11 protein-coding genes are annotated in these 11,979 nt (G+C 70.4%); 3 read left to right on the top strand and 8 right to left on the bottom strand.

Annotation, left to right across the window (positions count from 1 at the left end; genetic code table 11):
* Positions 1 to 300: 300 nt before the first annotated feature.
* The 7 genes from rsmA to SLW55_RS02915 form a co-directional block, all read right to left on the bottom strand.
* Positions 301 to 1,095, bottom strand: a complete 795-nt coding sequence (gene rsmA / locus SLW55_RS02945; protein ID WP_152235574.1) for a 16S rRNA (adenine(1518)-N(6)/adenine(1519)-N(6))-dimethyltransferase RsmA — start codon at positions 1,093 to 1,095, stop codon at positions 301 to 303.
* Positions 1,096 to 1,224: 129 nt separating this feature from the next.
* Positions 1,225 to 2,202 (bottom strand): 4-hydroxythreonine-4-phosphate dehydrogenase PdxA, encoded by a 978-nt coding sequence (gene pdxA, locus SLW55_RS02940; protein WP_320739574.1) that lies wholly within the window; start codon positions 2,200 to 2,202, stop codon positions 1,225 to 1,227.
* Between the two features lie 3 nt (positions 2,203 to 2,205).
* On the bottom strand, positions 2,206 to 3,567 hold the full coding sequence (locus SLW55_RS02935; RefSeq protein ID WP_150410673.1) for a peptidylprolyl isomerase: 1,362 nt from the start codon (positions 3,565 to 3,567) through the stop codon (positions 2,206 to 2,208).
* Positions 3,564 to 5,915 carry an LPS-assembly protein LptD gene (lptD, locus tag SLW55_RS02930; protein WP_148830593.1) on the bottom strand — a complete coding sequence of 784 codons (2,352 nt, stop codon included), beginning with the start codon at positions 5,913 to 5,915 and terminating at the stop codon, positions 3,564 to 3,566. The genes SLW55_RS02935 and lptD overlap by 4 nt, the downstream gene beginning before the upstream one ends.
* A 162-nt stretch (positions 5,916 to 6,077) precedes the next feature.
* A complete protein-coding gene (locus tag SLW55_RS02925) occupies positions 6,078 to 6,983 on the bottom strand; it encodes a histone deacetylase family protein (protein ID WP_043093099.1) in 906 nt (301 codons plus the stop codon).
* Positions 6,984 to 7,007: 24 nt separating this feature from the next.
* Positions 7,008 to 7,562, bottom strand: a complete 555-nt coding sequence (locus SLW55_RS02920) for a cob(I)yrinic acid a,c-diamide adenosyltransferase (RefSeq protein WP_043093097.1) — start codon at positions 7,560 to 7,562, stop codon at positions 7,008 to 7,010.
* Between the two features lie 5 nt (positions 7,563 to 7,567).
* Complete coding sequence (locus SLW55_RS02915) at positions 7,568 to 8,152, bottom strand: hypothetical protein (protein WP_320744528.1); 585 nt, start codon at positions 8,150 to 8,152, stop codon at positions 7,568 to 7,570.
* A 143-nt stretch (positions 8,153 to 8,295) separates the two neighbouring features.
* On the opposite strand from SLW55_RS02915, the gene ubiH reads away from it, so the two are divergent.
* The 3 genes from ubiH (at position 8,296) to comJ (ending at position 11,391) form a co-directional block, all read left to right on the top strand.
* Entirely contained in the window at positions 8,296 to 9,510 is a 1,215-nt protein-coding gene (gene ubiH, locus SLW55_RS02910) for a 2-octaprenyl-6-methoxyphenyl hydroxylase (protein WP_043093093.1), read from the top strand.
* Entirely contained in the window at positions 9,507 to 10,685 is a 1,179-nt protein-coding gene (locus SLW55_RS02905; protein ID WP_320744526.1) for a UbiH/UbiF family hydroxylase, read from the top strand. Before ubiH ends, SLW55_RS02905 begins: the two co-directional genes overlap by 4 nt.
* Before the next feature lie 223 nt (positions 10,686 to 10,908).
* Positions 10,909 to 11,391: a competence protein ComJ gene (gene comJ, locus SLW55_RS02900; protein WP_267100014.1), complete on the top strand. Its 483-nt coding sequence runs from the start codon at positions 10,909 to 10,911 to the stop codon at positions 11,389 to 11,391.
* 254 nt (positions 11,392 to 11,645) lie between these two features.
* Here the strand turns inward: comJ and SLW55_RS02895 are convergent, their stop codons facing one another.
* Positions 11,646 to 11,966 (bottom strand): hypothetical protein, encoded by a 321-nt coding sequence (locus SLW55_RS02895; RefSeq protein ID WP_010340011.1) that lies wholly within the window; start codon positions 11,964 to 11,966, stop codon positions 11,646 to 11,648.
* Between the last annotated feature and the right edge of the window lie 13 nt (positions 11,967 to 11,979).

Below are 11,979 nucleotides of genomic sequence, written 5' to 3'. Positions count from 1 at the left end.
GCGAGATGCGACAGCGGTTGTCACTGCCAGGCGGCTGACGCGTGGCAGTGGCCCTGGCTGCCGCCTGCGCGAGCCGCCCGTGCGGGCCTGTTGTTGCCGCGGGCAGTGCGCAGGAGGGCCGTCGTTCGCGGTGGTGGTCTGTGCTGTGCGGCTTGCCAAGTTGCGGTTTCGAGGCGGTGCCGTCATCAGCATGTCTACGGCGCAGGTCGGCGACGCCTGCGCCGACATGCAAGGAGCGGAGCAACGCGTGCGCAGAGGTTCGCACCACGCATGCATGCGCGCGCCGCGCGGGACGTCCGCTCAGGCGTGCGCGATGTTGGCCAGGCGCACGAAGTCGGCGACCTCGAGCTGCTCGGCGCGCGCGTCCGGACGCACGCCCGCGGCCTCGAACTGCGCGGCATCGCAGACGCCGTTCAAGGCGTTGCGCAGGGTCTTGCGGCGCTGCCCGAACGCGGCGCGGACCACGTCGGCGAAGCGCTTGGGATCGGCGATGCCCACCGTCTGCGGCGGCCGCGGCACCAGCCGCACCACGGCCGAATCCACCTTCGGCGGCGGCCGGAACGCGCCCGGCGGCACCACGAACAGCGAGGTCACCTCGCAGTAGGCCTGCAGCATCACGCTGAGTCGGCCATAGACCTTGCTGCCCGGGTCGGCGGCCATGCGGTCGACCACTTCCTTCTGCAGCATGAAGTGCATGTCGGCGATCGCTGCGGCGTGGTCCAGCGCATGGAACAGGATCGGCGAGGAGATGTTGTAGGGCAGGTTGCCGACCAGGCGGATGCGCGCGCCCTCGGCCAGGGCGGCGAAATCCACCGACAGCACGTCGCGGTTGAGGATGGTCAGTTCGCCGACGTCGGCCGCTGCCGCGGTCAACGGCGCGATCAGGTCGCGGTCGAATTCGATCACGGTCAGCCGGCCATGCCGGCGCAGCAGCGGGAAGGTGATCGCGCCCTGGCCGGGGCCGATCTCCACCAGCCGGTCGCCCGGCTTGGGATCGACCGCGCGGACGATGCTGTCGATGTAGTGGCGATCGCTGAGGAAGTGCTGGCCGAGGGATTTCTTGGCCGGGGCGCCGAAGCCGGAAGAGGAAGTCATGGCCGGCATTTTATCGGCATGCACGGGGCGGCGCGCGCTTGCAGCGACGCAGGAGCGGCTTCAGCCGCGGCCGGCATCACCGGGCGCGCCCTGGTTGCGGCAGGTCGCGAACGCCGCCCGGATATGCGCCTAGGACTGCGCGCGGCGCGCCGCCAGTTGCGCGCACAGCGCAGTGGCAGCGAACAGGCTGGACGGGTCGGCCACGCCGCGGCCGGCCAGCTCCAGTGCGGTGCCGTGGTCGACCGCCACGCGTGGGTAGGGCAGGCCCAGGGTCAGGTTCACCGCCTGCTCGAAGCCGCTGTACTTGAGCACCGGCAGGCCCTGGTCGTGGTACATCGCCAGCACCGCGTCCACGCTCGCCAGCTTCTGCGGCAGGAACGCGGTATCGGCCGGGAGCGGGCCGAGCAGGCGCATGCCTTCCGCGCGCAAGGCGTCCAGCACCGGCTGCATCACCTGGATTTCCTCCAGGCCCAGGTGACCATCCTCGCCGGCATGCGGGTTCAGCCCCAGCACCGCGATGGTCGGCGTAGCGATGCCGAACGCGTGGCGCAAGGCGGCCTCGGTGATGCGCAGGCTGCGTTCCAGCAGGGTCGGCGTGAGCGCATCGGCGACGGCGCGCAGCGGCAGATGGGTGGTGACCAGGGCCACGCGCACGATGGCGTTGGCCAGCATCATCACCACCTCGCGGCCGGCATGTTGGGCCAGCAGTTCGGTGGTGCCGGTGTAGGCGATGCCGCCGGCGTTGATCGCCGCTTTATGGACCGGGCCGGTCACCACGCCGTCCAGTTCCCCGCTCAGGCAGGCATCGGCCGCCTGGGTCAGTGCGGCGATCACCGCAGCCGCGTTGGCCGGTTCGGTCGCGCCAAAGCGGCTTGGCACGGCATTGGCGACCGTGCGCAGGCGCAGGTCGCCGGGGGCGACGGCAGGGCTGGATTCGGGCAGCAGCTGCAGCGGCAGCGACAGCGCCGCCGCGGCGGCGCGCAAGGTGTCGGGATCGGCGAAGGCCAGGAGCTGGCAGTCGTGACGCGGCTGTTGCGCCAGCCGCACGCACAGCTCCGGGCCGATCCCGCCCGGCTCGCCCGGCACCAGCGCGAGCGAGGGGCGCATGGATCAGGGCTTGGCGGCGGGCGCCGGCGCGGGCGTGGCCGCCGGCGCAGTGGCGGCGTCGGTGTTGCCCACGCGCAGGTCGACGTAGGCTTCGCCGCGCATTTCCTGCAGGAAGCGGTTGTATTCCTCTTCCAGCTTGCGGCGGCCGATGGTCTCGCGGACCTGGGCGCGCTGGGTATCGCTGGTCACGTCGGTCTGGCGCTCGCCGACGCGCTGCACGATGTGCCAGCCGGCCTCGGTGCGGAACGGCTGCGAAATCTGGCCGTCCTGGAGGCTGGCGACGTGCTGGCCGAAGTCCGGGCCGAACGCGTCGGCCGGGAACCAGCCCAGATCGCCGCCCTGGCTGCGGCTGTTGGTGTCTTCCGACGCTTCCTTGGCCACGGCCTGGAAGTCGGCGCCGCCGGCGATGCGGGCGCGCAGCGTTTCGATCTTGGCCTTGGCGGCCGCGTCGGGCTGCGCATCGTTGACCCGGATCAGGATGTGGCGGGCGTGGTACTCGGTGACCGTCTTCTTTTCCGGATTGGCCGAGGCGTCGCGCACTTCGACCAGCTTCAGCAGCTGGAAGCCGCTGGGGCCGCGCAGCGGGCCGGCGACCTGGCCCGGCTTCATGTCGCGGATCAGCTGCGCGAACGCGTTGGGGATCTCGTCCAGGCTGCGCCAGCCCAGGTCGCCGCCTTCCAGCGCGTTGGGGCTGTCGGAATAGCGCACCGCCGCGGCGTTGAAATCGATCTCGCCCTTGTCGATCAGGTTCTTGACCCCGTCGATCTTGCCCTGAGCGGTCTTGATCTGCTCGGCGGTGGCGCCTTCCGGCAGGCCGACCAGGATGTGTGCCAAGTGGTACTGGGTGCCGGTGGTGGCTTGCTGCGCCAGCGCCGCGTCGACTTCGGCCTCGCTGACGTTGATGCGGCTCTGCGCAAAGCTCTGGCGCAGGCGCTGCACGGTGATTTCGTCGCGCACCGAGTTGCGGAAGTCGGTGTAGGACATGCCGTCGGCGGCCAGCTTCTTGCGCAGGCCGTCCACGTCGGTGCCGTTCTGCTGGGCGATGCTGGCGATGGCGCGGTTCAGTTCGTCGTCGCCGACGCGGATGCCGGTGCTGTTGGCACGCGCGACCTGCAGCTTGACCAGGACCAGGCGTTCCAGCACCTGCCGCTGCAGCACGTTATCCGGCGGCAGCTGCGCCTCGCGGCCGGCATACTGCGCCTTCACATTGCGCACGGCACGATCCAGTTCGCTCTGCAGTACGACATCCTCGTCGACCACCGCGGCGATGCGGTCCAGCGGTTGGGTTTGTTGCGCGGCGGCCGGAGCGGACACGCCGGCGATCGCCACCAGGGCGGCGAGAAAAACAGAAAGGGTCTTGGTCATGGAATCTGGTTCGGATCGTAAGCGTCCGGATCGGTCGTGGTGTTGCTGGGCGGGACCAAGTACAGGTCGTCGCGGTTGTAGCCGAGGATAGCACGGCGCAGAACGCGGTCCGTGTCCTGGCCCAGGGACGACAGCCCCTTGAGCACGAACTCGATCTGGAAGGCGGTATCCAGCGCGCCGGTGCGGTTGCGCACGTAGCGCCGCGCCAGCGCCCGCACCGCCAGACAGCAGCTGTCCCACTGCACGCCGAGGATGCTTTCCAGCGGCTTCTTGTCCATCAGCGAGTAGTAATGCCGGCCAACGACACTCCAGGTCGGATTGATCGGGTACAGGAACGACACGTCGGCCTGTTCCAGCAGATCGCGGCGGTAGCGGTAGGCGATATTGACGATGCCGTCGCCGGGCATCAGGTAACGCGCGCGGAAGCTGGCCAGGTCCTTGCGCCGGTACTTGGGATCCCACTGGTAGGTGGCGCCCAGATTCCAGCGATCGTTGATCATGTAGTTGGCATCGGCCACCCAGGCCGACTTGCCCTGCTCGATGGTGGTGTCGCTGTTGGGCAGGCTGACCCGCGAATCGCTGAAATACAGGATCTGGCCGAGGCTGACCGACAGCTTCTCCTTGCCATCGTCCTGGCGCAGCAGGCGCGAGCTCAGGGCCATGGTCAACTGGTTGGCGTCGTTCTGGCGGTCGGCGCCGGTATAGCGGGAATCGCGGAACAACTGGCCCCAGCTGAAGGTGAACTCGCGGGTGTCGAAGATCGGCAGATCGTTCTGGTCGCGGTACGGCGTGTACAGGTAGAACAGTCGCGGTTCCAGGGTCTGCAGATAGTTGGTGTTGCCCCACTTGGTATCGCGGTCGAAGTACACGCCCGCATCGACCGTGGCGATCGGCAGGCTGCGCGAGGGCGTGGTGTCGCCGCCGAGCGTAGCCGCCAGATCCTTGTCCAGCTGATAGGCGGTATAACGCCAGGCCAGGGTCGGCTTGAGGAACCAGGCGGCGCCGGCCAGCGGCATCGAGATGTAGGGCTTCAGGTCCAGGCGGCTGCCGCCGGGGCGCGGGGTGACCACGCCGGTGCGTTCGTAGGTGCCGTCGGTGGTTTTCTGATGGATATCGTCGTGCACGAAGCGCACCGCTTCGCTGTACAGCCCGGCTTCGAAATAGTTGCCGAACGACTGGTCCCAGTTGAAGAAGGCGCGCGGCTGGCGGTTGTACGGCAGCGCATCCTCGGTCAGGGTGTAGTCGGTCAGCTGCCAGCGGTCGGCCATCACGCCCGCGGTCCAGGTCTCGCCGGTGCCGTAGACGCCGATCGTGCTCTGGATGTTGGACACCGCATTGCCGAGCAGGCGGTTGGAGAAGTCCTCGGTGTAGCGCTCGTCGCTGACCCAGGCCAGCGAGGCGCGCGCCTGCCACTGCGCATTGATGTTGTGGTAGCCCTGGTAACTGAAGCGGCCGCGATCCTTGTCGCGCAACTTGTCGTCCGGCAGGTAGGCGGCCTGCAGTTCGCCCTTGCCACCGTCGTAGAGATAGCGGAATTCGCTGCCCAGCATCAGGCCGCGGCGGGCCATGAAGCGCGGATACAGGGTGGCGTCGTAGTTCGGCGCGAGGTTCAGATAGTACGGCTGGGTGTAGTCGAAGCCGTTGCGGCTGGACATGCCGATCGCCGGGAACAGGAAACCGCTGCTGCGGCGATCGTCGATCGGGAACTTGAACCAGGGCGCGTACAGGATCGGGACGTTGTAGATCTTCAGGATCGCGTTGCGCGCGGTGCCGAAGCCTTCGTCGTTGTCGACGTCGATTTCCGGCGCGTGCAGCTCCCACACCCGCTGCGAGGGGTCGCAGGTGGTGTAGGTGGAGCGATGCATCTGCCCCAGCGCACCCTGCAGGTCGACCGAGTCGGCCTTGCCGTTGCCGCGGCGGGCCAGCAGCTGGTAGCGGATGTTGGTGATCTTGTGGGTGTCGGTGTCCTGATTGCCCTCGGCGCGGTCGGCGATCATGCGGATCGACGAGTCCTGGTAGCGCACGTGACCCTCGGCAATGTAATTGCCGGTCTCGGTGTCCACCCGCAGGCTGTCCGTACCCATGAACTGGTCGCCGCGCTTGAGCGCGACGTTGCCGGTGTAGTTGGGGATGGTGGTGGTGCCCGACAGCTGGTCGCCTTCGATATTGGTCGGCTGCTGCTCGCGGTTCTGCGCCAGCTTGGGATCCGGCTGCTGCGCGTCGTCGAACTTGGGCAGCACGTCCGGGGTCGGGCACAGACCCCAGTTCGGCGGCTTTTCAGCCGCCAATGCCGGCAGGCACAGGGCGATACTGAACGGAAGAGGGAGCAGGCGAAGGGTTCGGCGCACGCGCGTCAGGTATCGGGCGAAAACGGTCGCTAGCTTGCCCCATCCCGTGCATAGGGGCAATGAAGGCGTCCCCGGGGCGGGGGACGGGGTTCATCGGCCTGGCGGGGCGGGGTTTCGATCCGGGTGTGCGCGCCGCGGCCGCCGCCGCGCGGGCGCTGACCCTCAGCGCAGCGCGTCGACGTGGGCGACGCTGCCCTCGCGTAGGGCCTGCAGGTCGTAGCCGCCTTCCAGCAGGGACACCACCCGGCCGCGCGCGTGCCGCTGCGCGACTGCGCGCAGTTCGGCGGTGATCCAGCCGAAGTCCTCGGTCTCCAGCATCAGGTCGGCCAGCGGGTCGCGCATGTGCGCGTCGAAGCCTGCCGAGATCAGCAGCAGCTGTGGCTTGAACGCGTCCAGCAACGGCAGCATCTGGTCGGCCCAGGTGTTGCGGAAGCGGAAACCGCCGCTGCCTGGTGGCAGCAATGCGTTGTGCAGGTTGCCGACGCCGCGGTCGTGGACCCCGCCGGTGTGCGGGAACAGCCCGGACTGGTGGGTGCTGAGGTACTGCACCTTCGGCTCGCGCTCGAAGATCGCCTGGGTGCCGTTGCCGTGATGCACGTCGAAATCGACGATGGCGATCCGCTCCAGTCCATGCGCGTCGCGGGCGTGGGCGGCGGCCACGGCCACGTTGTTGAACAGGCAGAAGCCCATCGCGGTGTCGGTGGTGGCGTGATGGCCGGGCGGGCGCACCGCGCAGAAGGCGGTGTCGGTCACGCCGTGCATCACCGCGTCCACCGCGGCGACGCCGGCGCCGGCGGCGCGCAGTGCGGCCGCGCGCGAGCCGGGCGAGAGGACCGTGTCCACGTCGAGCATCTGCGGACCGTCGAGATCGGCCAGAACGCGATCGATCAGTTCGCGCTCATGGACCCGGGCCAGGTCGCCGAGCTTGGCCAGCGGCGCCTCGCGCCATTCCAGCGCAGGAAACGCCTCGCGCAGCGCGGTGGTCACCGCCTCCAGGCGCTGCGGCCGTTCCGGGTGTTCCGGTCCGGGCGCGTGGCCCAGGCAGGCAGGATGGGTATAGATCAGCATGCGCGGCCGCGGCCCGGGCGTCGCTCAGGCCTGGCGCCGGTCGTGGCGCCACAGCACTTCGCCGTGGCCGTCGGCCCGCGCCAGCACCCGCGCCAGCACGAACAGCAGGTCGGACAGGCGGTTGAGGTAGCGCACCGCTTCCGGGCGCACCGCGTCCTGGCGCGACAGCGCCACCGTCTCGCGCTCGGCGCGGCGCACGATGGTGCGGGCCAGGTGGCAGCGCGCCGCCGCCTCGCCGCCGGCGGGCAGGATGAAGTCCTGCAATGGCGGCAGGGTGTCGTTGTAGCGGTCCAGGTGCCGTTCCAGTGCGTCGATGTCGGCGGCATGGATGGCCGCGTGGCCGGGGATGCACAGCTCGCCGCCGAGATCGAACAATTGGTGCTGGATCGCGGTCAGCAACTGCCGCACGTCCTCGGCCAGCGGGCAGGCCAGGACCAAGCCGATCGCCGAGTTGGCCTCGTCCACGGTGCCGTAGGCGGCGACCCGCGCCGAGTCCTTGCCGACCCGGTTGCCGTCGCCCAGGCCGGTGCTGCCGTCGTCGCCGGTGCGGGTGTAGATCTTGGAGAGGCGGTTGCCCATCCTGGTCAGTGACCGACCGGCTGGCCGCGCTGGCCCAGCCGCGCCAGCTGCTCGACGCCGACCTGGACCGCCGCGGCCAGCGCCACATACAGGCTGGCGCTGCCCAGGTAGGGCAGCAGCCAGTCGCTGTAGTTCTGCCACCAGCCGGCCAGGGTCGGGTTCGGCACGCTGCGGCTGACCCAGTAGAAGCTGCCTTGCGCCAGCAGGTGGCACAGCGCCACCGCCACCAGCAGGCTGGCGGCGGCCAGGCCCAGGGCGCGCCAGTCGGCACCGTGGTAGCGCCGCGCCAGCCAGGCGCCGCCGACCCACAGCACGAAATAGGCCGGGATCAGGCACCAGTAGGCCGGCGACACGCAGTAGTGCTGCCAGAAATCCAGGCCCTGGCTGCGGATGACCAGATAGTCGACCAGCACCGCCAGCGCCATCAGCAGCGGGAACGCCCAGCGGGTCCAACTGCGCAGGTAGAAGCCGCCGACGAAGAACACCGCCCACGACGCGTCCGGGATCGCCCCGAAGTGGTTGATGCGGGTCGCGGCCAGCAGTGCGGTCAACAGCAGCAGGGCGGGGAGGCGGTGGGTGGAAGGCGTCATGACGGCGGGCACCGGGGCACGTAAGACCCCGGATTCTACTGGAAGCGCGGCGCGCGCGAGCGCCGTGCGCCGCTGCCGCCACGGCACGCAAGCTGGGCGGTGGCGCTCACCGGGCAGACGGGTGCGGGTCGTATCATGGCCGGATGAGCAAACGACATGACGTAGTGATCGTCGGCGGCGGCCTGGTCGGCGCCAGCCTGGCCATCGCCCTGGACCGGCTGGGGGTGGACGTGGGTCTGGTCGAGGCCGCACCGCCGGGCGCGTTGCCGCCGGTGTTCGACCAGCGCAACCTCAGCTTCGCCGCCGCTACGGTCAACGCGCTGAGCGCGCTTGGGGTGATGCAGCGGCTGCGCGCGGCGACCGGACCGATCCGCCGCATCCACGTCAGCCGCGCCGGCGACTTCGGCCGGGTGCGGTTGGAAGCCGCCGACTACGGACGCGAGGCCTTCGGCCAGGTGGTCGTCGCGCGCGACTTCGGCGAGGCGCTGGAGGCCAGCCTGGCGGCGACGCGGCAGCTGACCCGCTACCGCCCGGCGCAGTTCGTGGCACTGGAGCCCGACGCCGAGCATGGAGAGCGCCGGGTGCGGATCCTGCGCGACGGCAGCGAGCAGGTCCTGCACGCGCGGCTGCTGGTCGGTGCCGACGGCAGCGCCAGCGCGGTGCGCGAGGCCTTGGGCATCGCCGCAACGCGCCACGATTTCCAGCAGACCCTGTTCGTGGCGCGGGTGCGCGGCAGCCGCCAGCCCGACGGCACCGCCTACGAGCGCTTCCGCGATGACGGCCCGACCGCTTTGTTGCCGCGCGGCGACCGCCATTACGGCGCGATCCACGCGGTCGCCGCCGAGGACGCCGACGCGGTGGCCGCGCTGGACGAGGGCGCCTGGCTGCAGCGGCTGCAGGACGCGCTGGGCTGGCGCGTCGGCCGCCTGCTCGGTAGCGGCGAGCGCAGCGCCTATCCGATCGTGCAGGTGCTGGTCGAGCGGCTGACCGATGCGCGCGCGGTGCTGCTGGGCAATGCCGCGCAGACCTTGCACCCGCTGGGCGCGCAAGGCTTCAACCTGGGCCTGCGCGATGCGCTGACCCTGGCCGAACTGATCGAGCGCGACGGCACCGACCCGGGCGCGCCGGCGCTGCTGCAGCAGTACGCGCAGCGCCGCGAGCAGGATCGCCAGCGCACGGTGACGTTCTCCGGCGGGCTGGCGCGGCTGACCGCCAATTCGGCCCCGCTGCTGCGCCCGCTGCGCAGCCTGGGCCTGCTGGCGGCGGCGCAGGCCACGCCGTTGCAGTCGTTCCTGGTCGGCGGCGCGATGGGCTTCCGCGGCGATGTGCCGCAGCTGTGCCGGGAGACGCGCGCATGAGCCGGCGCGGCGTGCTGGATGTGGTGGTGGTGGGCGGCGGCGTGGTCGGCGCGGCCTGTGCGCTGGCCCTGGCCGGCGAAGGCCTGGCGGTGGCGCTGGTCGAGGGTCGCGAGCCGCCGCGCTGGTCGGCCGACACGCCGGACCTGCGCGTCTATGCCTTCGCCCCGGACAACGCGGCGCTGCTGCAGGGCCTGGGCGTGTGGCCGCAGGTCGTCGCCAGCCGCGCCAGCGCGTACCGGCGCATGCGCGTGTGGGATGCCGGCGGCGGTGGCGAACTGGCCTTCGACGCCGACACTCTGGGCCGCGACCAACTCGGCTGGATCGTCGAACACAATCTATTGGTCGAACAACTGTGGGCAGCGCTGCCGGCGGCCGGCGTGCAGGTGCATTGCCCGGCGCGGGTGGAGGCGCTGGAGCCGTCTGCCGAGCGCGCGCGTCTGCGCCTGGACGATGGCAGCCGCCTGGACGCACGCCTGGCGATCGCCGCCGACGGTGCCGAGTCCACGGTGCGCGGCCTGGCCGGGCTGGACGCGCCGGCGCACGACTACGGCCAGCGCGGCGTGGTCGCCTTCGTGCAGACCGAACAGCCGCACCAGGACACGGCCTGGCAGCGTTTCCTGCCGGGCGGCCCGCTGGCGTTTCTGCCGTTCGCCGACGGCCGCAGCTCGATCGTGTGGACCTTGCCCGAGGCCGAGGCGGCGCGGGTGCTGGCGCTGGACGATGCGGCGTTCGGCGCCAAACTGACCCAGGCCTTCGGCGCCCGCCTGGGTGCGGTGCGCGCGCTGTCGCCGCGGCTGGGCTTCCCGCTGCGCCGGCAACTGGTGGAGGCCTACCAGCGCGGTCGTCTGCTGGTGCTGGGCGATGCCGCGCACGTGGTGCATCCGCTGGCCGGGCAGGGCGTCAACCTGGGCCTGCGCGACGTCGCCGCGCTGGCGACACTGGTGCGGCAGGCGCAGGCGCAGCGGGTCGATTGGGCGGCGCCGCAGCGGTTGGCGCGCTGGGCGCGTGGCCGCCGCAGCGACAACACCGTGGCCGCCTACGGCTTCGATGCGATCAACCGGCTGTTCTCCAACGATGAGCTGCACCTCACCCTGCTGCGCGGCCCGCTGTTGGGCCTGGCCGGCAATCTGCCGTTGTTGATGCATGGTTTCTGGAAGCGCGCTTCCGGCGTGTGACTGCGCGCTCCGGCCCGGCGCGGCGGCCGCAGATTCGACCACGCGCGCCGAGCGGCGCCCGTACCCTCATCCGCCCCCTCGGGGGCACCTTCTCCTGGAGGGAGAAGGAAGAGCCAGCTTCGGCTGGTTTGCTTGAGCCCCTCTCCCCTCGGGAGAGGGGGTGGGGTGAGGGGAGGGCGCGAAGCGCAGCACGCAGGCCGCGTCCCTGCCATGGAGGATGACGATGCAAGACGCGACACAGAACGTGGATCTTTTGATTTCCCACAGCCAGCTGCAGTTGCGCGCCCGCGCCTTCGACGAGGCCGCCTGCCGCTGGGGGCCGCGCAACCTGGAGCAGGGGGTGATCCTGCATCGCGACTACGTGGTGTTCGATCCGTTGCCCGAGGACGCGTTCGGCGCGCAGGTGCACCTGGTGCTGGCCGAGGCGTTCGCGCCCGATCCGCGTGCGCAGCGGCGCATGCAGGTGCCGTTCCGGGTGGATCCGGATGCGCGGGTGCAGGTGGCGTCTGCCGCCGAGGCCTTCGATGTGACACTGGCGCTGCAGCCTGGCGACTACGCGCTGTACTACGAAGTCTGCGAAGGCGACGACGAGGTGTATTACCGGCTCACCCTGGTGCCGGCGGCGCAGCCGGTCGCGGCGCGCTATCTGCTGGATGATCCCTGGGGCGGGGTGCGGGATGCGCCGCTGCAGGAGGGACTCCTGTAGCTGTCGTCAGCGCGGTGGGCGAGGCCGAGCGGCGGGGTGGCGTGGTGGAAGACACGCGCTGCGAGGAGATCGGGTCGATGCAGCGGCGATGGCGGCGTCAGTGTGGGTGATGCGGTTGCGCGATGCTGTGGCGCTCGCGTTGCCGGTGTCTGCGGTGTTGTCGCTTCAGAAAACAATCGCGCCGCATGCGGCGGGAAGGCCGCAGGCGGCGCGCGTGGTGGAGAGGGTGCGGGTCAGTCTACGCGTGAGTCGCGTCACGTCGACATCCAGCCTTCCAGGTCGGCCTTGCTCAGGCGGCCGTGGTGATGCACGTCGACGGCATCGAACTCGGCGTACAGCGTCGGGTCGGCCTTGGCTTCGGCGCGGCTGATGTAGCCGTCATGGTTGCGGTCGAGCTTGGCGAAGTCGATGTGGTAGTCGCCGACGATCGAGTTGGGTTCGACCGAGGTGACATTGATGATCTGGCCGTTCTGGTGCAGGGTCACTTCGTCCGGCGCCGACTGCGCCATGGCCAGCGCCGGCGCGGCAAGCAGCGCGAACGCGAACGGGACGAGACGAGGAACGATGCGGTTCATGGCACGACTCCTG

It is taken from the genome of Xanthomonas sp. LF06-19 (assembly GCF_034105425.1).
Lineage (GTDB): Bacteria > Pseudomonadota > Gammaproteobacteria > Xanthomonadales > Xanthomonadaceae > Xanthomonas_A > Xanthomonas_A sontii.
The sequence above is the reverse complement of the archived record's forward strand: the minus strand, read 5'-3'. Positions and strand labels throughout refer to the sequence as shown.